Raw genomic sequence first — 20,043 nt, 5'->3', positions numbered from 1 at the left:
GACGCTTTCCGAATGCCACCGGCTGTCCCCAGGGGGTCCGCCTGCTCCGGGCCGCGCACAGCGTATTTCCGCTCAACCGCGCCGAGTTTTCCTCCCGACCCCGCCGAACGCTGTGGGCCTGCGCGAACCACGCGCCGACGCCGGGCACAATCATTGCCATGCCTCACCGCTCGCTATCCGTCCCGGCGCAGGCCGGCTATCCGGTCGGCACGGTCGCCGAACGGCTGGGCATACCCACCCCGACGCTGCGGAGCTGGAACCGGCGCTACGGCATCGGACCCGAACAGGGCCGCCCGGGCCAGCATCGCCTGTACAGCGAAGCGGATCTGGCGCTGCTCACCCGCATGCTCGAACTCATTCGCGCCGGATCCTCACCGGCCGCGGCCGCCGCGGCGGTGCGCGGACCCACACTCGAGCGCCTGGACACAGCGGCGCTGCTCGACGCCGCCTTCGCTCTCGACACCCCCGCGGTCTGCGAGCTGCTCGCCGAACATGTGCGCGTCCACGGCGTCGTCGACACCTGGGACCGCCTGTGCCGCCCGGCTTTCGCCGACATCGTGACGCGGCAGCTCGGCGGCGAAGGATGCGTCGACGTGGAGCACCTGCTCTCCTGGTGCATCACCACCACCATGCACCGGGCCGCGCCGCCACTCCCCACCCGCGTCACCGCACCCCTGGTCCTGGCCTGCACCAGCGGCGAAACCCATTCCCTGCCAATGGAAGTACTACGCGCCGCCCTAGCCGAACACGGCACCGGCGCACACATGCTCGGCCCCGACGTACCGACGAGCGCCCTCCGCGAAACCCTCTCCCGCACGTCCGGACGCGCCAGCGTCGTCCTGTGGTCACAACAGGAATCCACGGCACTGACCTCGGCGGTACGCGCATGCCTCGACGTCGACGCCCGCGTCTATCTCGGCGGCCCCGGCTGGGAAACACTGCTGCTTCCCACCCCGGTAGTCCGCCTGACCGGCCTCGCCGAGGCAGTCGAACAACTCACCTCCATCCCCGACTGATAGAGCCTCGCACGAACCACGCACTCGCCCATAGAGTCAATCGAGTGGCGCGGAAGGTCAAGGGCTGGTGAGGGTATCGAGCGCCGCTTCCAGTGATGTGAGATGCCGGTGTTGGCGCGCTCGCTTGTCCTGGTTCCAGCCCGGGCCCGCCAGCAGGACTCGGTCGGCGTGCGACTCCGCCACTCGCACCGATGCGGGTCCGGCGGTGAACGCCGAATGCGACCACAGCACCACGGTGACGGGTGGGCCGTTCGAGACCAGGGCGTCGGCGAGGGCGGTCGGCGGCACCGATGCGCCCAGCAGCAGTGCGGCGTGGCCGCGTTCGGCGAGGCCGGCGCGTAGGACTTCCAGGGGTAGTACGTGCTGTTCGCCGTCGGTGCAGGCGAGGACCACTCCGCCGGGCAGACCTGGCGCGTCCGGCAGCAGGGGCACGATGCGATGCAGGCTTGCCGTGATCGCCCAGGTGAGCAGGTGCTCGACTTCGATGTAGCCCAGCCCGGCTTGTTGCCGTGCCACGATTGTGTCGAAAGCGGGGCGGCACAGCAGATTCCAGGTGGCGTTCACGCCGTGGTGTGCCAGGTGTGCGCCCAGCAGGCTCAGCAGCCGGGTGACATCCATTGCCGCGCTCGCGGCCACGACCGCTGCGGCGTCGCCGAGCGCCGGCACCGGCCCCGACATTGCGCGCGCGGCCCGGGCGGCGCTGGCCGGGACGGCTCCGGCCCGGACCAATTCGACCATCCGGGTCACGACCGCGAGATCGTCCTCGGTGTAGTGGCGGTGCCGCCCGGGCCGATGCTGTAGCGGGCCGATGCCGTAGCGCCGGTTCCAGCTGCGCAGCGTCGCGACCGGCAGGCCCAGCCGTCGCGCCACCTCGGCCACCGTGTATTCGGTGAGCCCGCGCGGCTCCGCATCGCCGGGCGGGGCGGGCATCACACCCCCGATCCCGGCGTGGTGGTGCTCGGCCGCCGGGTGTCCGCATATGCCTCGTAGCCGGCCGCGGCCGCGCACAACAGGCCCCAACCACCGGTCACGGCAAGCGTTTTCGTGCGTTCGGGCCGACCGGCGAGCGCCCGGCCGAAGACGAGGGTGTCGGCCAGGTCGGAGGCCAGCCGGACAGCCACCACGCCGCGGCGAGCCTGCGGGCCGGAGGCGACCGCCATCGCCAGCCCCGAGGCGAGGTCGCGCAGTGCGACCAGGCGCGTCAGGGTGCGCAGCGCGGGCTCGTCACCGGCTCCGAGCCCGCTGGGGCGCAACAGGATCTCGGGGCGCACGGCTACGGCCGCACCGTAGGCGGCCGTAGCCGCCCCCAGCACCCGGCGCGGGAGCGCGGCAGTCATCACGCCACCGCCGTATCGCCGGAATCGGCGGCGATGATCGCCGAGGGCAGGGTCTCCTGGACGCGGTCGGTGCACACGGTGGCCACTCCCTCACGTTGCGTGAGTACGAGCTGCACCACATCCAGGTAGCCGGATCGGAAACCCGCCTCCGAATAGGCCAGATACAGCAACCACATACGCCGGAAGACCTCATCGAAGCCGAGGGTGCCGACCTGGTCTGCCGCCTCGACGAAGCGTTCCCGCCACAGCCGCAGCGTTTCGGCGTAGTGCGGCCCCAATGCCCGCCGGTCCGCTATACCCAAGCCGGTGTGCTCGGAAAGCAGTTGCGTCAAAAGGACTTCCGAAGGCAGGAAGCCACCGGGGAAGATGTACTTCTGGATCCAGGTGTGCGTCCGGCGGCTGACCCGCATCCGGTCGTGCGGCATCGTGATGGCCTGCAAGGCGATCCGGCCGCCCGGCGCTACCAGTCCGTCCAATACGGACAGGTATTCGGGCAGGTAGTCGTAGCCGACCGCCTCGATCATCTCCACCGACACGACCGCGTCGTAACGCCCGCGCACCGCCCGGTAATCGAGCAGTTCGATCTCGACCCGATCGGCGAACCCGGCCGCTGCCACGCGCCGGCGGGCCAGCCGCTGCTGCTGCGCCGAGAGCGTCACCGAGCGCACCCGCGCCCCACGCCGCGCCGCACGGATGGCCAATTCGCCCCAGCCGGTACCGATTTCGAGTACCGAGCTCCCCGGCCCCACATCCGCGTCGTCGAGCAGCCGATCGATTTTGCGGGCCTGCGCCGCGGCGAGGTCATTCCAATCCGGGGCCGGCTCGAGGCTGTCGAACAGCGCCGAGGAGTAGGTCATGGACGGGTCCAGGAAGAGCCCGAAGAACTCGTTGGACAGGTCGTAATGGCGGGCGGCGTTGTCGCGGGCCCCGGCGCGGTCCGCGCGTGTCTCGCGGGGTTGCCGCGCCAGCAACAGCGCTCGAAGTGGTTGCAGTGGAGCGGGTATCAGCCTGTCGATCCGGGCGGCCAGCACCGTTAGCACGGCGGGCAGATCCGGCGCGGACCAGTCGCCGGTCATGTACGACTCGCCGAACCCGATGAGACCGCGGGCGGCGATGCGGGTGGCGAAAGCCCGCGTATCGTGCACGATCATGCGGGGCGCCGTGGCATCGCCGCCGCCGAGGACCCGTCCGTCAGGCAGCTCCACCCGCATCGGCAGACCTCGAACCGCGTTGCGGAACAGAGCCATGACAACCGGGCGGCCGACCGTGGCGCGGGCCCCGCGCGGGAGCGGCCACAGGTCCGCCCACTTATCCTCGAGGTCGACGGCTACGGTGTCCGGCGAACGAACTGGGGTGATCACGAGAGTGCCTCCTGACTTGCACGTGATGGGCGTGGGATGACCGGCAGTCCGCGCGCCCACAGCCGCAGACCCTGGATCCGGATCCGGGCGCTGACCCGCCAGGTTTCCAAGGGATGCGCGACCAGCGCTCGAACGAGCGCGCCGGTTCCGGCGGGCTGCACCGTTCCGTCCACGGTGGCGGTGAACATGGTGCGGCCGTCCGTGTCCGCGAGCGCGATGGCCAACCGCAGCCGATCCGACGGAACCGGCAGACTGACCCGGTAGGTACCTGCCACCGGGTTGAACGGTGAGACGTAGAACTCTTTGGCGATCGCGCCGGACTCACCGTGCACCAGGTAGCGGTGCCGTTCACCGTAGGTGTTGTGCACTTCGGCTATCACGCAACGCAATTCGCCGGTGTGCTGGTGACACCAGAACACCGTGAGCGGATCGAAGACGTGGCCGAGCACGCGGCCGTTGGCGAGCATCAGCACCCGGCCCCCGGCGAGATCGATTCCGGCCGCGGCGAGGTGATCCTCGACATTGCGGCGAATGGAATCCGGATCGGCACCGAGCCGGTCGCGCGCACGGAATTCCGCGAAGGGACGCAAATACCAAGGCAGGACCGGCATTTCGTCGAGGTCGACGAGCCAGCTGTAACCGCGGTAGGCGAAGTGATGCCGGAGCGGATGAATGCGGGTGTGCCGGATCTCGGTGCGCACCAGCCGTGCGCGCGTCATGACCGGACCGTCGACAGGTCGGCTTCCCGCGCACCGGCACCGGCCCAGCTGCCACCGACCCGCTCCGCCGCCCGCAGCCCCGACAGCGCGCCGTCCTCGTGGAAACCCCAGCCGTGGTAGGCGCCCGCGAAGGCCACCAGCCCGTCGCCGATGCTGGGTAGCCGCCGCCTGGCCGCCATCGAATCCGGGGTGTACTGCGGATGTTCGTAGGTCATGCGCGCCAGCACGGAATCGGCCGCGACCGCTTCCTCGTCGCCCAGCGTGACCAGAAACCGGCGATCGGAGGCCGCGGTGAGGCGTTGCAGCCGGGTCAGGTCGTAGCTGACCAGTACTCGGTCGGGCGCGGCGGCGCAATCGGGTAGCCGGTAGTTCCACGATGCCCGTGCGGCGGTGGCTCGGGGCAGCACCGAATCGTCGGTGTGCAGCACGGTCCGGTTCGTCGAATACGGCAGCGCACCGAGTATCTCGCTCTCGGCCAGGGTCGGCGAATCCAGCAGGCGCAGTGCCTGTTCCGGATGCGTGGCGATGACCGCCGCATCGAAGAAGTCGACTCGATCGGCATCGTCGCGTACGGCGACCGTGCGGGCGGCCCGGTGCACGGCCCGCACCGGCACGCCCGCTCGCACTTCGTGCAATCCCGACGCGACCGCGGCCACGTACGTGCCCGATCCGCCGGTCACGGTCCGCCAGGTCGGTGAACCGAAAACCGTGAGCATGCCGTGGTGGTCGAGAAAGGTGAACAGATACCGCGCGGGATAGTCCAGCGCCAGGTTCGGCGGGCAGGACCAGACCGCCGCGACCAGCGGGACCATGAAATGCGTTGTGAAATAAGGGGTGAACGCTCCGGCCGCGAGGAAGTCGCCGAGAGTACGGGTGTCGTCGCCGTCTCGGTCCAGTTCGGCGCGGGCCAGCCGATGAAATCTGGTTATTTCACCGAGCATGCGCAGATACTGTCCCCGGCGCAGCGTCGCGGCGACGGGGAACAGTCCGCGGGCTCCCTTGGCTCCGGCGTATTCGAGCCCGCAACCGTCGCACCGGACCGACATCGACATATCGGAATCCTGTGTGGCGACGCCCAATTCGCCGAACAGCCGGAGCAGGGTGGGGTAGGTCCGGTCGTTGTGCACGATGAATCCGGAATCGACGCCGAGCTCTTGCCCCGAACCGTCGGCGCGGGCGGGCAGCCGGTGGGTGTGCGCGTGGCCGCCCAATCGCGAATCCGCCTCGTAGAGCACCACTTCGCAGTCCCGCGCGAGCACCCAGGCGGCGGTGAGCCCGGAGACTCCGCTGCCGATCACGGCGACCCGGCGGGTTCCGCCGGTCAGCGCGCGCACAGCGGAACGATCCGATCGGACCCGCCGGTGACCGGTGAGGTCACCACCAGGCACGGGTCGATGCCCGCCGCCTCAACCGCCGCGCGCACTGCGGCCCAGCGGGTTTCGTCCGGCGCAGGGGTTCGCGAAAGCACGAAGGCCGCGGTCCGCTCCGGATTCACCACCAATGCCCACTGGTATTCCGGGTCCAAGGCGGTGACCACGTAATTCGGGGTGCGGTCGGGTTCGCGACCGAACGCCACCGCCAGCTGCGCGTCGGTCTCCGCGTCGACGATGCGGGCGGTGCCGTAGCGCTCGTCCCGGGTGCCCAGCCAGGTGGTGCAGGAGTTGCGGACGACGAGACCGTCCGGGGCGGCGCTGTATTCGGCGCGGGTGTCGCGGGCGCAGGCCAGGCTGAACGGTTGCGGGATCGCGGCCAATTGGATCCAGGTACCCAGGTAGCGCTGGACATCCAGCGCCGGTACGGGGGCGGGAGGCGCGGCGGCGGCCGGGTGCGCGAATACGATGCCGCCGGCCAGCGTGAGGGTGAGGGCGGCGAACCGGAGCCGGCGCCGGAGTGCGGTAGTAGTCATGGTCTTCTCCGCGGATCGTGGTCGAGGAGCGGGCGTCGCCCGATCTCGGAAGCCCGACGATAACACACTAACGATGCATAATCGATGCATAATGTGAGAAGTGTGCTCGCACCCGGGCGCGATGAGAGGTGGCGATCCGAATGAACTACTCACCCGGTCTTCTCGATGCCTTGCTCGACCGGTCGGTGGTGCTGGGCTACGGCAAGCCCGGGTTCGCACTGCGGCGGCCGGGCTGGCAACCACTGGAGGCGGGGTCATTGCAGGGACGGACAGCGCTGGTCACGGGATCGAATGGCGGCATCGGGAAGGCCATCGCCACCGAACTCGCCCGGCTGGGAGCGACCGTCGAGTTGGTGGTCCGCGACCTCGAACGCGGCCGAGCTGCCGCCGCCGAGATCGCCGCACGAACCCGCAATACGCCACGCGTCACCCGCTGCGATATCTCCGACCTCGACGACGTACGGAGATGCGCGCGCGAATTGAATACGCGAACCGAGCCGGTGGACGCATTGGTGCACAACGCGGGTGTATTGCCGAACTCACGGGCCGAGAGCACACAAGGGCACGAGGTCTGCCTGGCCACCCATGTACTCGGCCCGATACTGCTGACCGAACTGCTCGAACCGGCGCTGGCGGACGCGGAATCGGCGAGCGTTGTCCTGGTCTCCTCCGGCGGCATGTACACCCAGGCGCTGCACCCGGACGACATCGAGTACCGCACGGGTTCCTATCGCGGCGCGACCGCATATGCGCGAAGCAAGCGAATTCAGGTGGCGCTGACCCCGAAATTGGCCGAACGGTATGCGCCCCAGGGCATTTCCGTGCACAGCATGCACCCGGGATGGGTCGATACACCGGGCATCGCCGGGGCACTGCCGTCCTTCCGGCGCATCACGCGGCCGCTGTTGCGTACCGCCGCCCAAGGGGCGGATACCGCGGCCTGGCTGGCCGCGACGGACGTGCCGTCCGGCCGGTTCTGGCACGATCGGCGCGTCCGCCCCGAGCACTATCTCCCGCACACTCGGAACTCGGCGGCCGACACCGACCGGGTGTGGCGGTATTGCGCCCTCGCGGCCGGTATCGAACCCGGCTGACGCCCAGCCCGGGTCGAACGGAACGACCGAATTAGCGATGCACTATCGATGCATTCCGGTAGTCCACCACAGCGCGGGCGGCGAGGCGTGGCACCAGCCAATCCGCTACCTCGAGGTGCGCCGAATGCTGTTGATACGCGGCGAGTTCCGTGGATGAGGTATGGGTCGTGGTGAGGCACAGATCGTAGGAGACCGCCGTCGCCAGTTCGTCCAGCGCGACGGTCAACGAGCGGATATGCGGCACCTTGCCGGGGAGAGCGCTCAGTAGATCGGCGGCTCGCGCCGCATCGGCACGCACGTAAAACTTCATCAGCACCACATGCGTGAGCGCGGAATCGCTCATCTCGCACCGCGACGCCGGAAGACAATCAGCAGTACGGCGGCGAGCACCAGCACCGCGACCACGCCGCCACCGATGTACCAGCCGGTGTCGCTGTCGTCGTCGGCGTCCACCGAACTCGATGCGGCCGCCGGTGCCGTCGTCGGTGCGCTCCCGAAGCTGAGCGGAATCGAGGCGAGGATCTGGGACGGGTTGGTCAAGCTGGTGACGCTCAGCGTGCACGCGCCGGGGGCGGCGGTGCAGTCGGTGTCGCCGACCTTGCCCACCAGGACGACGGCCGCGTTACCGGTGGCCGCCTGCCAGGTGCCCTGCTCGTCCGCCTTGCCCATGAGTGCGCCGGTCAGATTGCAGTCGGTGGGCGCGACGATCTGCGGCTTGCATTGGCCGACAGCCACACTGGCCATATTCGCGGGCAGACCGTCGAGCTTGATCGTGACGGACTGGCCCACCGACAGACCGGAGGTCGGGGTCGCCTCCAGGTGGGGAGCGGCGGTGGCGGCCGGAGCGCCGACGAGCAGGCCCGTCGCGGTGGCGGCGAGTAGAGCCAGCCGCTTGGTGCGTTGCTTCATTTGTTCTCCTTCAAGGGATTTCACAGTCGGCGACGCGTGAGAGCGACTGCCGAGACGATGGCCAGCAGGACGGCGGTAGCCGCCCAGAGCGGAGTCGACGGGCCCGATACGTTGTCGGAGCGGCGCGCGGCCACGGGCGCGGCCGGTGCCGGAGCGGGCAATTGCGCGCCGGCGAAGGCGACCGGGATTTCCGAGGAATTGGCCGCGATGATCGTGTCCGGTTCACTGCCCGGCAGCGGAGCGGCGGCGATCACGCATTGTTGCCGCGCGCAGTCGATGTCGTGGAAGCGCTGATGAGCGGTGAGCGTCACGGTCGGGAAGGTGCCGTCGCCGGAGATATTGACGAAGGTCGCGCCGCCCTCCAGATCACAGTGCTTGATGCCGCTGGTGAATCCTAGTTTGCACAGACCCACCGCCACGGCAGCGAGACCCGGGCGAAAACCGCTACCGTTCACGGTGATTCGCTGTCCCTCGGTCAATCCGGCGGAGGCCGACACTGTGATCACGGCGCGGGTATCGGCATCCGCGGCGGCGCCGGCCGCCGGGCCGAACAAGCCGGTAGCGAGCAGGCCCGTCGCGATCACGCGGGCGGAGACGGTGTGGATCACGGATTCTTTCCTTCCAGAACCGATACGGCGCGTTCGCGTTCCGGTGTCCGAAACAGCTGTGCGCACCAGACGGCCGCGGCGAGGACGAGTAAGGCGAGCAGCGTCATACCCGTTCCAGTGCCTGCGATCCGGCCGGTCACCACCACCAGTCCCAGCCCGGCCAGCCCCGCGCCCGCGACCGTAAGAGCAGTCGGCAACGCACCCGCGCGTGCGGTTCCCGGTGGTTCCGCACGGGAAGCCGGGACCGATGCCTCCGCACGGGAAGCCGGGTCCGATGCCTCCGCGCCGGAAGTCTGGGCCGATTCACGCACCTGCCCAACGGCTTTCGCGACACCTACGGTCCGAACGTCGTCGAGTGCACGCAGGGCGCGGGCCGCGGCGGCGAGGGTGACGGCGAGACCGACGGTGACGGTCTCGTGGCCGGGAGCCGTCGCGACCAGTAACGCTCCCCCGGCGAGCAGCACCGAGAGCGCGGGGAGTGCCGGGAGAGCGGGTGCGGGCAGCGCGGCGATCACGATCGCGGGCAACACCGCTACCAGCAGCACTTCGGCTTGTTCGGTGTCGAGTGCGCTCCATCGGAACAGCAGCAGATGCAGCGCGGGCAGCACGGTACCCCCGAGCCCCAGGCCGATACCGGCGTATCCGATGAGCAGCCGCCAGGGCGAGCCGGTGGCCGGTTCAGCACGATCCGCAGGGTCCGGAACCGATTGCGGCACCGTACTTTCAACGAGGGTGGTGGTGTCGGCCGCCGGGTGCATCATTCCGATCGACCCGAGCAGAATCGCGGCGATACCCGCCGCGCACAGGCCGACGCCGGGCGCAGTGTGGCACAGCACCACGAGCCCCGCCGTCGCCGCGATTCCGGCCCACATCGCGATATGCCAGCCGACGAGAAGGCGGCCGCCGTAGGCGAGTGCGAGGGTGCGTCCCGCGACGAGCACCGGCCCCGCCGCCGAACTCGCGATGAGCACGGCGGCCACGAACACTCCGATGTGCGTACTGAGACCCGCGACCACCCAAGCCGCGCCCGCGACTACAGCGCAGCCGCTGATCCACCGTGCCCCGCGGTTCGACCGCCCGCCCCGCGCGACAATGGCCCAGCCACCCATCCACCGCGACGTGCGGTTCGACCGCCCGCCCCGCGCGAGAATGGCCCAGCCGCCGATCCACCGTGACGTGTGGTTCGAGCGCGCGCTCCACGCGGCGGTGGCGCAGCCGCACAGCAGCGCGGTTATGGCGATGTAGCCGATCACTTCGCCCGGTACGCCCACTTCACCACCGAAAGGCTTGGCCAGCAGCACTACCCCGCCGCCCGCCATCGGCCCGGCCGCCACACCCGCCGGAGCGAGTACCGCCATACCGGCTCGTGCGCTCGGCACTTCAGTGGCCTCGCGTGCGACGGGGAAGCGGAACCGGCGTCAGGTCGCGCCGGAATCGGAAGGACGATTCGGAGGTCGTCATGCCCATCCTCCTGAGAGCGTTTCTCTCATGGAAACGCGGTTTCGGAATTGCCATATTGAACCCGCGCCGGTTGCGGGTGTCAAGGCGAACGCCGGGGAACCGGTACGGCGGCAATCGATCTCGGTTACCGGGTATTTCGCTGACGTGAAATCCGGAGGCAGCCCTGGACAGATCACTCCGGCGGGTACAGAATCGGCCTTGTTGGAAACAGTGTTTCGATCTCCGAAACACTTTGGAGTGGAACAGGGGGCGGCGCATGACACGAGTCGCGGCCGCACAACTCGCCGCGGGCACCGATGTCGCGGCCAACCTCGACGCGTGCCTGCGCGCGCTCGACGAGGCCGCCGCTGCCCGAGCCGAACTCGTGGTGCTACCGGAGTTCTGTAACCACCTATCGTGGTATACCGATCGGGCTCATGCGCATCGAATGGCCTGCCGGATCGGAGATTCGTTCCTGACGGCGATCGCCGAACGCGCCGCGCGGCATGCCATGTACGTGAAGATCGGCGTCACGCTGGCCCGCGACGACGGGCGCACCACCGGCACCAGCCTGCTGTACGGGCCCGGCGGCGAGCTGCTCGGCGAATCGGACAAGCAGATCCTGATGGGTGCGGAGAACGACCATCTCGATCCCGGACTCGACGATTCACCGGTCATCGACACCCCGCTGGGCCGGATCGGCATGTACGCCTGCATGGAGGGGGTGATCAACGAGGTCACCCGCTCGCTGTCGGTGCGGGGCGCGCAGCTGCTGCTCAACAGCCTCAATTCGTTCGCGACCGATGAAGCGAGCCTGCACATTCCGGTGCGCGCCGCGGAGAACAAGGTGTGGGTGGTGGCGGCGAACAAGGTCGGTCCGCTGTTGCCCGCCGAACAGTTGCCCGCCATCGCCGCCCGGCTGGGCGTGCCGGCGGATCGGCTGTACGGCGCGGGCGAAAGCCAGATCGTGGCGCCCGACGGCACCACCGTGGCGATCGCTCCGGCCGACGGTGCCGCGGTGGTGTTCGCCGATATCGATATCGAAGCCGCACAGGACAAGCGGCGTCCGGACGGCACCGATATCCTCGCGACCCGCCGGCCCGCGGTGTACGCGCCCCTGCGCACGACCGCCGCCCGGCTGCGTCCCGCCGGGGCGGACCATGTGATGGCGGCGGTCAGCCTGCCCAGCAGCCGCATCATCGCGCGGATGGCCCGGGACACCGATCTGATCGTCCTGCCCGAACTGGCCGCCCTGACCGTGCCGGAAATCGTTCGCGCACTGCGCGATACGCAGTGTCACGTGGTGACCTCCCGGCGCGAGGGCGGCGCGCATCACGGCGTGCTCATCAACGCGGACGGTATCGTCGGCCGCCAGCCGCAGCTGCATCCCACCGCCCGGCACCCATGGCTGTCCGAACCCGGCGACGAGCTCGAGGTATTCGATTTGGCGTGGGGTCGGCTCGCCCTCGTGGTCGGCGACGACGCGCTCTTCCCGGAAACGTTCCGGCTGGCCGCGATTCAGGACGCCGACGTGGTCGCCGTTCCACACACGCCCACCGAGGAGTGGGAACTGCGCCTCGGACTGCCCGAGCGTGCGGCGGAGAACCGGCTCAATGTGGTAGCCGCCGGATTCACCCCCGGTCACTCGCTGACCGGCGGAATCCACGGGCTCAGCGCCGATTTCACGCTGTGGACCGCCTGGCTGGGACCGTTCACCGGCGTGATCAGCCATCCCGAGGTCACCCCGGTGGCCCCGGGAGCGACCAGCGTCCGCGCCGCCATCCGCCCCGCCCAGGCCGTCAACCGTCAGGTGTCGCGCGGCACCGATCTGCTGGCGAACCGCCCGCGCGGACCGCTCGCGGCCATGACCGTGACGAAAGAGACCGTGTGACAACCCCCTACCCAGCGAGGCGATCATGAGTGAAACCCTGCAACACGTCGAGCAGATGGTCGACGAGAATCCGCGCGTCGATGTCACCGAGACCTTCGAGGAATGGCGAGAACTGCTGAGCGGGTTGCGATCCCGGATCGCGGAGCGCTTCGAGCTCACCCGCGATCCCAGCACCGCCGATCTGGACTCCTACGGCGATCCGGCCACCGGCCCGGCCGGTAGCCTGGCCGCGTACTCCGGGCCGGAGATCGACTGGCTGGTGCACTCCTGGATCGGTGATCCGCGTACCGGTTTCGTGAATCTGCACCTGACCGCATGGCTCGGACCGCAGGTGCGCGCGCCGCATCTTGGTTCGGCATTGCTGCTCTGGCCCGAAGGCTGGTTCTACGTCGATGCCATCCCGCGCGGCGACCTCGTCGGTGACGGCGCGTACTACGACAGCTATTACGCGCCGAACGATCCGGCCTGGCTGGCGTTCAAGGAAGAACATCGGGACTTCACCTGGTTCACCAGCCGCACCGGCTTCATCCGGGCCAGCCTCTCCCCCACCGCCTACTGCTATTCGTTCCCGCCGACTCGCCCCAACCTCGACACCGTCGCCGAATTGCTCACCGCGCGTGTGGATCAATGGCTGGGCTGGGTCGCCGAGGCCGAGCCGGTGCCCGGTCCCGAGCGCGCCGCACTCGCCGCACGTGATCTCGCGGTGCGCCGCAATATCGCCGAGCGTGATCCGGCGAACGTGATGGGCGAACGGCTCTTCGGTCCCGAACTCACCCAGCGGCTGGTTCGCGCCCTGTGGGGCGGCGATCGCGAACTACCACGTCCTCAGCTGTGACTCGTTTCCCGGAAGGCAGGGCCGCATGCGCCTGATCCGATCCCTGTGGTGGTCCGTCCGCACCGACGGCGAACCGCCCTTCGACACCGCACATCTCAAGGTGTACTACCCCGCCGTGGCCGGCGGCGGCGATGCCGAACGGCTGACCGGCGTCTTCGCGCCCGACCCGGTGGCCGCGCCCTACCCGGTGGTCGTATTCCTGTCCGGAGTGAACGTAGGCCAGGATGCCTATCGCCGCTTCGCGACCGCGGTCGCCGAGCACGGCTTCGTCGTGGTCACGATGGACCGCGTCGCCGAATTGTTCGGCGGCCAAAAGGGATTGACGCCCGGCGTGGACCTCGATGCCGCTCGCCCGGACGCCTACGGCACCCGTCCCACCTGCCCCACCATCGGCGCGGTGCTCGATGCGCTGGCCGAATTGAACGAGCTGCCGCCACTGCGAGGCGCCCTTGATCTGGACCGCGTCGCCCTCGGCGGACACTCCGCCGGCGGGACCGTGGCATTGCAGTCGGCGCGCTTCTTCCCTTCCGTCTCAGCGGTTTTCGCATGGGGCGCGCACACCATGGTGGCGACCATGCTGGGCTGGGAGCCGGGCACCGTGCTGCCCGCCCAGGTGAGCTGCCCGGTGCTACTGGGGGTCGGCACCAATGACGGTGTCATTCAGGGCAGCGCCGACCGCTACGGCGAAGACGGCACGAACCGGCCCGACCCGGTGCGCCGCACCTTCACCGAGGCGTTGCCCGAGGGCGAGCATCTGCTGGCGGTAGTGCGGGGAGCCAATCATTTCGGCATCGCCGACGCCGACCCGACCGCGGCGCGGGCCTTCCTCGACGGACCCGGCGACACCGATGCGCTGCCGCCTTTCGCCCGTCTCACCTCGGCCTTCCTGCGCACCCACCTGTGCGGCGATGCCGCGGCCAAAGCGCAGCTGGCCCAGCCCGATACCGGGCCGGACGAGTCCGATGCCGTCATCCGGCTGATCCGGCGATAGGAGTAACCGAACGATGTTGAAGAACTTCTGGTACGCGGTCGAATTCGCGGACCGGGTGACGCGGGAGCCGCGCCGGGTGACCTGCCTGGGCCAGGACTTCGTGCTGTACCGCACCGAAGCCGGTGCGGCCGTGTGCCTTTCGGACCTGTGCGTGCATCGCGGCGGCGCGCTCTCGATGGGCAAGGTCACCGGTGACTGCATCACCTGCCCGTACCACGGCTGGCAGTACGACTCCGAGGGCAAATGCGTGAAGATCCCGGCCAATGCCGAGGAGCGCAAGATCCCGCGCAAGGCCCGGGTGGATGCCTACCCGACGCTGGAACGGCACGGCATGATCTGGGCCTTCCTGGGTGATCTGCCCGAAGCCGAACGGCCGCCGATCCCCGAGATCCCGCAGTGGGACGACCCCGCTTTCCGGGCCGTACAGGTCGATATGGTGATCGACGCCAACTACGAGCGCACCTTCGAGAACGTGGTCGATGCCTCACACACCCCGTTCGTGCACGGCACCGCCTTCGGCAATCCGGACAAGCCGGAGATCCCCGATTTCCGGGTGCGGCAGACGGATTGGTCGGCCGAGGCCGATATCCAGCTCAGCCCGCCGCCGCCCAAGGGATTGTGGGGGCTGCTCGCGCGGCGGCGACCGCATGCCGAGTATGTCACCGTCACCAATGCCTGGTATCTGCCCAATATCGTGAAGCTGCACGTGCGGCTGCCGATCGGCGACCTGATCCTCTACGACTTCAATATTCCGCTGTCGCAGGACAAGACGCTGGTCAAGATTCTGGGCTTCCGCAACTTCTTCACCGGCGCCTGGGCGGACGGCAACGCGCGCAAGCGAATCGAGAAGATCCTGTTGCAGGACCGGCCGGTGGTGGAGTCTCAGCGCCCCGAGCTGCTGCCCTTCGACCTCTCCGACGAGTTGCATGTGCGCAGTGACGGACTCCAGGTCGCCTATCGGCGGCGGCGGCTCGAACTCGTGAAACAGGGCTGGTGGGTCGGGGGCGACGACATCGTCACCGGTGACGCTCCGCGGCGCACCGCCACCGTCATCGCCTCGCCCGCCCGTCGCGACAATCCCGAACTGGCCAGTGCCTGGGTGCACAAGGCCCGCACCGGAGGCAATGACCTATGAGCACAATCGAATCGACCGGCGCGAGCAGCCTACCCGCCGCGCTCAGCACGCGCACTCTCACCGCCTTGAGCTCCGCGCTCGACCTGGACACCGTGGAGGATGTGGCGCTGACCAGTCCGATGTCTCCGGAGCCGGTGGGGCGGCTGCGGGTGCTGCGCGGCGGTCCGATCGACAAGGCGGTGACCGTGAATCTGGTGTTGCCGCCCATCGGGCTGGACAGCCATATGATCTTCGCCTTCACCGGAAGTGATTCCGCCGTACCGCATTTCACGCTGGACTCGGTGTACGGCGGCGACTACTACGCCATGCATCTGGACCTGATTCCGCGCGCCGATCTGGCCGTGCACCTCGAGTACCTCGATGCCGCCTATCTGCCGCTGACCGCGCTGCTCGAGGACGCCTGGCGGATCGAGGGCGTCTCCCCTGCCGGCATCGGGCCGCGGCAGCGGGCGCTGATGTCGCCGTGGATGCTGGTGTGCCGGGCCGGGGCCGACGCCTTCACCGCCCTGACCGCGACCGTGGACGCCTACCTCGAGCACTGGCTCACGCTGGTGGAGAAGGGGGTTCCGGCGATCGAGGGGGATCTCGCGGCGCGGGATCGCGCCAACCGCGCGAACCTGTTCAGCCCGGCGGTCGATCCGGTGTGGGCGCAGGTGACCCGGTTGCTCGGGGCCGAACAGTCCGAGCGGGTGCGCGGGGAGCTGGTCGCGTGAGCGCCCCGAGCGAGTTCCAGCAGCGGATCGCCGGCGAATGGGTCGGGCGTCCTTCGCTCTTCGACGCACAGGGCACCTGGCGCGGTTTCGAGGACATCCGCCGATCCTCGGTCTTCGCCGACGGCACCACCACCTATTACATGGACGGCGGACTGACCGGCGGCGGTGACCTGGCGGGCCGCTTCGCGCTGGGTGCGCCGTTCGCCTTCGGCGTGCGCGACTCGGACGCGGACCGGATCTACACCGGGCCGGACTTCTTCGGATCCGGGCAGCCCTACGGAGGATTCGTCGACGCCAACTATTACGGGCCCGGCTGGCAGGTGTCACTGAATACCTGGAATCAGACCCTCGGCGACACCCAGGTGTATTCGTCGGTGCTGTACCAGGGGCCGGCCATGGTCGGGGTGTTCAACGGTGTCTACACCCGCGATCCGGAGCTCGTAGACGAGCGTATTGCCAGCGAAACACGCTGTGGAGCGGTTGTTTTCACCGTTCCGACCAAAGACAAGAGTCGCTACGCCGGAGACCTGGAGCTGTGGTCGGCCGGTCAGCAGCCGCTGGGTAGCCTGCGCATGGAGCTGGAGATCGATCCGGTCGGGCTGCTTGTCGCCGAACATCAGCTGGTCATGTCGGGGCCGATGGAATCACGCTCGCGGATCACGGTGCGCCGCGACGGTGTGCGTTCCTTCCATGAGGGGCCTGACGTCTGGGGCAATGGAAACTCTTACGGACGGGCTAATTTCGTACGCTTGCACACCGCCGACGGCCGCCGCCTGATCGGCCGGGAATTCATGATGGACGCCGAACCCGGCATGGGTGCGGGGACCCGCCTCGCCGTCGTCTACCAGATGTTCGACCACAACACCTTGACCGCGGTCATGCACGGCGTACTGGAGCGGGCATGAGCACCGTCGTGCTGACCGGCGGGACCCGCGGCATCGGGCTCGGGATGGCGCGGGCACTGCTCGCGAACGGACATCGGGTCGCCCTGTGCGGCACCGACGCGGAGCGGGTGGCGAAGGTGCGGGCCGAACTCACCGGCGAGGTGCTGGTGATGACCGCCGACGTCACCGATCGCGCACAGCTGCAACAGCTCTGGGACGACACCGCCGGCAGGTTCGGGACCGTCGACGTCTGGATCAACAATGCGGGCATCTCCCACGACCGGAAACCCCTGTGGGAGTTGCCGGTCGCCACGGCGCGGCAGGTGCTCGACACCAATCTGCTCGGGGTGCTCAATGGTTCGGCGGTCGCCATCGCCGCCATGAAGGCAGCCGGGGGTGGGCACGTCTGGAATATGGAGGGCCTGGGCAGCGACGGCCGCACCGTCCCCGGACTGAGCACCTACGGGGCCAGCAAGAGGGCCGTCACCTACCTGACCCGGGCTCTCGCAAAAGAGGTGCCGGCGGGAGTCTCGGTCGGTCTGCTCAGCCCCGGCATGGTGACCACCGATCTGCTCACCCACGGTTACTACGACCCGGCCGAATTGGCGAAGGCGCGCAGGGTGTTCGACATTCTCGCCGACCGCGTCGACACGGTCGCGCCGTGGCTGGCCGAGTGCGCCGTCACCCGCACCCGCAATGGCGCGCATGTGCGCTGGCTGACCGCCCCCAAGGTGATCGGCCGGTTCGCCGCCGCACCATTCCGCAAACGACACCCATTCACCGAATGAGCACCTACGACTATCCGGTCTCGCTGGCGGTCGAGGACTTCGCCCCGGTGCTGTTCACCACCGCCGGAGTGTTGTTGCTCTCTCGGATCCTCACCCCTGCGCGCGCCGTGCCCGCCGCAGCGCTGATCGGCGCGGGCGGATCCGCCAAGGCCACCGCCAAACTGATCGCCGCCACCGGTGGTCCCGACCTGCCGTGGTTGCGCGACCTGCTTTTTCCGCTGCTGTCGCTCGGCTTCGGGCTGCTGTGCCTGGCATTGGGCCGGCAACGCACCGGCGAGACACCGCGCTGGATGCTGCTGCTCGTCCCCGGACTGATCATGCTCTGCGGCCTGGGCGCGATCCTGGCCGCCGACCCGATCCCCCTGCTGGTGAGCACCACGGTCTTCGCCACCATCGCCGGAGTACACCTGATCGCCCTGGCCCGCGCCCGCGGCGACACCGCAACCGCCGCCCTGTTCGGCACCCAGCTGCTGGTGTTCTTCATTCTCGGCCCGCTCGCTTCGAGACCCGACCAGACGGTCGCGCTGCAATGGGTCGAGCAACTGTGCAACACCGCCGCCCAAGCCGCCTTCCTGCTCGCCGCCTGGCGACTCCCGCGCGCGCCCGCGCCAGCGCCCGCCGACCCCGACAAGGAGATGATCCGATGACCGACGCCCTCGGCTGGCGCCGCAAATTCGGCGTGATCGCCCCCTCCACCAACACCATCGTCGAACCCGACTTCTACCGCATGACCGTCCCCGGCGTGACAGCCCACTTCAGCCGCATCCACATTCGCGACCAGAACATGAGCGACGACGCCGGCATGGACCGCCTGCTGACCCAGATCCGCGCCGAGATAGTCGCCGCCTGCGAACGCGTCCTCACCTGCGAACCCGACTACATGGTCATGGGCATGTCCGCCGAAACCTTCTGGGGCGGAATCGAAGGCAACCGCCAATTCGTCCAGCAAATCCACGACGTCACCGGCCTACAGGTCGCCACCGGCGCCGAAGCCTGCCGCCGAGCCCTGACCCTCTACAACGCCAAACGTATCGGCGTAATAACCCCCTACCAGCCCATCGGCGACGAGAATGTGATCCGGTTCTTCGGCGAACTCGGCTTCGACGTCAAGTCCATCAAGGGATTACGCTGTCCCACCGCGGTTTCCATCGCCCACGTCACCGAGGACGAACTCCGCGCCGGACTACGCGAAGTCGACGGCGACGACATCGACGCCCTCATCCAATGCGGCACCAACCTCTCGATGGTTCGCCTCGCCGACGAAGCCGAACGCTGGCTCGGCAAACCCGTAATCGCCATCAACGCGGCCACCTGGTGGATGGCCTTACGCGACAACGGAATCGACGACCGAATCCAGGGCGCCGGCGCACTGTTGCGCGACTATTAGTCAGGCTGGATCCAGTCCAGGCTCTGCCCGTGGGCGCCGGCGTAAGCCAGCGGAATCCCGTCGAGCGCGACGACGAACCGGCCGGGCGTCTCGTGTGCGGGCAGCGGCAGTCGGTCCGCGATCGAGTCGATGACACCGCAGCCTTCGTTGGATATCCAGTGGCAGGGCAGGGCGCGGACTGTTCGTTCGAAACGTTCACGCTCTCGGACGCTCAGGTATGCGAGCACGGCACTGTGGAAAACCACCACCGTCGCATCAGCGGGTGCAGCTGAAACCAGTTCTGCCACAGTCTCGTTCAGATCGCCGGTCACGATCCGCGCGGGCTCGGTCTTCGCGATCGTCACCGCTGCGCGAAGTCGTTGCAGTCGTTCGGGTTGTCCGGGCCAGACCAGGTGCTCCAGCCATCGCATCTGGTCGGCGTCGGTGACATCGAGGGGGTTCAGGTCCACGCCCGCACGCCACACCACCTCGGGTAGACGATCCGGAATCGGCGGCTTGCCCGAAGTGGCGCACCGCAACCGGACGTCGGAGACACCACCGGCGGGATCGAGTGGGGTGCGCTCGTCGTAGTGGTAGCCGAATCGATCCGGATACAGGCACAATCCAGCCGACGCACCGACCTCGATCAAGGCCAGCGGGCCGGGAAGCTGCGCGAGCACCGGCAGCAGTACCGCGGCACGGCCTACCTCGTTGGTTTGCGTCCGGCGCGCCATGATCACGTGCGACAGCGCATCCCAGTGCCGTGTCACCCATATCCGGAAGTCGGGGAACGACACCTCACCCACCCCGAGGAAGCGTGCGGCCGTGAACACCAGGTTCGGTTGCCGTTTCTCCGGTGGCAAGCCATCGATCAGCGACAACAGCCCCGGATCCGCGGCAATCCCCAACGCCCACAATTCATAACACTCTGAATTGCCTCGAGCCTCGAACTCCGCGAACCGCCGATACCACCCGCTCGTCATCTCCCCATCCACACCAACCTTCCTACCGGCCACGCGCGCCGTCGGCCACCCAGCCGATCATCGGAAT

The 20,043-nt window shown here is 68.7% G+C and carries 22 protein-coding genes; 11 read left to right on the top strand and 11 right to left on the bottom strand.

Going from position 1 to position 20,043, the window contains the following annotated elements; genetic code table 11:
- Window positions 1-158: 158 nt before the first annotated feature.
- The gene (locus tag NI1_RS05590; RefSeq protein ID WP_067814608.1) at window positions 159-1,016 is read left to right on the top strand and encodes a MerR family transcriptional regulator; all 858 of its coding nucleotides are present in this window, start codon (window positions 159-161) and stop codon (window positions 1,014-1,016) included.
- 57 nt (window positions 1,017-1,073) lie between these two features.
- Here the strand turns inward: NI1_RS05590 and NI1_RS05585 are convergent, their stop codons facing one another.
- The 6 genes from NI1_RS05585 to NI1_RS05560 are packed head-to-tail and all read right to left on the bottom strand — an operon-like array spanning window position 1,074 to window position 6,339.
- Window positions 1,074-1,946, bottom strand: a complete 873-nt coding sequence (locus NI1_RS05585; protein WP_067815435.1) for a MerR family transcriptional regulator — start codon at window positions 1,944-1,946, stop codon at window positions 1,074-1,076.
- Window positions 1,946-2,353, bottom strand: a complete 408-nt coding sequence (locus NI1_RS05580) for a hypothetical protein (RefSeq protein WP_067814606.1) — start codon at window positions 2,351-2,353, stop codon at window positions 1,946-1,948. The genes NI1_RS05585 and NI1_RS05580 overlap by 1 nt, the downstream gene beginning before the upstream one ends.
- Entirely contained in the window at window positions 2,353-3,714 is a 1,362-nt protein-coding gene (locus tag NI1_RS05575; protein ID WP_067814604.1) for an SAM-dependent methyltransferase, read from the bottom strand. Before NI1_RS05575 ends, NI1_RS05580 begins: the two co-directional genes overlap by 1 nt.
- Window positions 3,711-4,433: a DUF1365 domain-containing protein gene (locus NI1_RS05570; RefSeq protein ID WP_067814602.1), complete on the bottom strand. Its 723-nt coding sequence runs from the start codon at window positions 4,431-4,433 to the stop codon at window positions 3,711-3,713. The genes NI1_RS05575 and NI1_RS05570 overlap by 4 nt, the downstream gene beginning before the upstream one ends.
- The gene (locus NI1_RS05565; RefSeq protein ID WP_067815433.1) at window positions 4,430-5,758 is read right to left on the bottom strand and encodes an NAD(P)/FAD-dependent oxidoreductase; all 1,329 of its coding nucleotides are present in this window, start codon (window positions 5,756-5,758) and stop codon (window positions 4,430-4,432) included. The genes NI1_RS05570 and NI1_RS05565 overlap by 4 nt, the downstream gene beginning before the upstream one ends.
- Complete coding sequence (locus tag NI1_RS05560) at window positions 5,755-6,339, bottom strand: lipocalin family protein (protein WP_067814599.1); 585 nt, start codon at window positions 6,337-6,339, stop codon at window positions 5,755-5,757. Before NI1_RS05560 ends, NI1_RS05565 begins: the two co-directional genes overlap by 4 nt.
- Before the next feature lie 140 nt (window positions 6,340-6,479).
- Here NI1_RS05560 and NI1_RS05555 point away from each other — a divergent pair, with 140 nt between their 5' ends.
- Complete coding sequence (locus tag NI1_RS05555; RefSeq protein WP_067814597.1) at window positions 6,480-7,433, top strand: SDR family NAD(P)-dependent oxidoreductase; 954 nt, start codon at window positions 6,480-6,482, stop codon at window positions 7,431-7,433.
- A 31-nt stretch (window positions 7,434-7,464) separates the two neighbouring features.
- On the opposite strand, the gene NI1_RS05550 is transcribed toward NI1_RS05555, so the two are convergent.
- Genes NI1_RS05550 through NI1_RS38420 form a run of 4 tightly spaced genes read right to left on the bottom strand, consistent with a single transcriptional unit; the run spans window position 7,465 to window position 10,308 of the window.
- Window positions 7,465-7,776 carry a Dabb family protein gene (locus NI1_RS05550; RefSeq protein ID WP_067814596.1) on the bottom strand — a complete coding sequence of 104 codons (312 nt, stop codon included), beginning with the start codon at window positions 7,774-7,776 and terminating at the stop codon, window positions 7,465-7,467.
- A complete protein-coding gene (locus tag NI1_RS05545; protein WP_067814594.1) occupies window positions 7,773-8,342 on the bottom strand; it encodes a neocarzinostatin apoprotein domain-containing protein in 570 nt (189 codons plus the stop codon). The genes NI1_RS05550 and NI1_RS05545 overlap by 4 nt, the downstream gene beginning before the upstream one ends.
- 20 nt (window positions 8,343-8,362) lie before the next feature.
- Window positions 8,363-8,950 (bottom strand): neocarzinostatin apoprotein domain-containing protein, encoded by a 588-nt coding sequence (locus NI1_RS05540; RefSeq protein ID WP_067814592.1) that lies wholly within the window; start codon window positions 8,948-8,950, stop codon window positions 8,363-8,365.
- The gene (locus NI1_RS38420) at window positions 8,947-10,308 is read right to left on the bottom strand and encodes a hypothetical protein (protein ID WP_067814590.1); all 1,362 of its coding nucleotides are present in this window, start codon (window positions 10,306-10,308) and stop codon (window positions 8,947-8,949) included. The genes NI1_RS05540 and NI1_RS38420 overlap by 4 nt, the downstream gene beginning before the upstream one ends.
- Window positions 10,309-10,667: 359 nt before the next feature.
- Here NI1_RS38420 and NI1_RS05530 point away from each other — a divergent pair, with 359 nt between their 5' ends.
- From NI1_RS05530 to NI1_RS05490, 9 genes are read left to right on the top strand one after another with little or no spacing between them, the layout of a single operon-like run.
- A complete protein-coding gene (locus NI1_RS05530) occupies window positions 10,668-12,281 on the top strand; it encodes a carbon-nitrogen hydrolase family protein (RefSeq protein WP_067814588.1) in 1,614 nt (537 codons plus the stop codon).
- 25 nt (window positions 12,282-12,306) lie between these two features.
- A complete protein-coding gene (locus NI1_RS05525; RefSeq protein ID WP_084522554.1) occupies window positions 12,307-13,116 on the top strand; it encodes an oxidoreductase in 810 nt (269 codons plus the stop codon).
- 25 nt (window positions 13,117-13,141) lie between these two features.
- Entirely contained in the window at window positions 13,142-14,107 is a 966-nt protein-coding gene (locus NI1_RS05520) for an alpha/beta hydrolase family protein (protein ID WP_067814586.1), read from the top strand.
- Between the two features lie 13 nt (window positions 14,108-14,120).
- A complete protein-coding gene (locus tag NI1_RS05515) occupies window positions 14,121-15,242 on the top strand; it encodes an aromatic ring-hydroxylating dioxygenase subunit alpha (protein WP_067814584.1) in 1,122 nt (373 codons plus the stop codon).
- The gene (locus NI1_RS05510) at window positions 15,239-15,955 is read left to right on the top strand and encodes a hypothetical protein (RefSeq protein ID WP_067814582.1); all 717 of its coding nucleotides are present in this window, start codon (window positions 15,239-15,241) and stop codon (window positions 15,953-15,955) included. Before NI1_RS05515 ends, NI1_RS05510 begins: the two co-directional genes overlap by 4 nt.
- The gene (locus NI1_RS05505; protein WP_067814580.1) at window positions 15,952-16,860 is read left to right on the top strand and encodes a hypothetical protein; all 909 of its coding nucleotides are present in this window, start codon (window positions 15,952-15,954) and stop codon (window positions 16,858-16,860) included. Before NI1_RS05510 ends, NI1_RS05505 begins: the two co-directional genes overlap by 4 nt.
- Window positions 16,857-17,627, top strand: coding sequence for an SDR family oxidoreductase (locus NI1_RS05500; protein ID WP_067814578.1), 771 nt, complete (start codon window positions 16,857-16,859; stop codon window positions 17,625-17,627). The genes NI1_RS05505 and NI1_RS05500 overlap by 4 nt, the downstream gene beginning before the upstream one ends.
- Complete coding sequence (locus NI1_RS05495; RefSeq protein WP_067814576.1) at window positions 17,624-18,274, top strand: hypothetical protein; 651 nt, start codon at window positions 17,624-17,626, stop codon at window positions 18,272-18,274. The genes NI1_RS05500 and NI1_RS05495 overlap by 4 nt, the downstream gene beginning before the upstream one ends.
- A complete protein-coding gene (locus tag NI1_RS05490; RefSeq protein ID WP_067814574.1) occupies window positions 18,271-19,014 on the top strand; it encodes a maleate cis-trans isomerase family protein in 744 nt (247 codons plus the stop codon). Before NI1_RS05495 ends, NI1_RS05490 begins: the two co-directional genes overlap by 4 nt.
- Here the strand turns inward: NI1_RS05490 and NI1_RS05485 are convergent.
- Window positions 19,011-19,976 carry a DUF2332 domain-containing protein gene (locus NI1_RS05485; protein ID WP_067814572.1) on the bottom strand — a complete coding sequence of 322 codons (966 nt, stop codon included), beginning with the start codon at window positions 19,974-19,976 and terminating at the stop codon, window positions 19,011-19,013. The genes NI1_RS05490 and NI1_RS05485 overlap by 4 nt on opposite strands.
- Window positions 19,977-20,043: the final 67 nt, after the last annotated feature.

The sequence above is a fragment of the Nocardia inohanensis NBRC 100128 genome (assembly GCF_001612945.1).
GTDB classification, from domain to species: domain Bacteria; phylum Actinomycetota; class Actinomycetes; order Mycobacteriales; family Mycobacteriaceae; genus Nocardia; species Nocardia inohanensis.
Note: the sequence above shows the minus strand (reverse complement) of the source record. Positions and strands in the feature narration are given on the sequence as shown.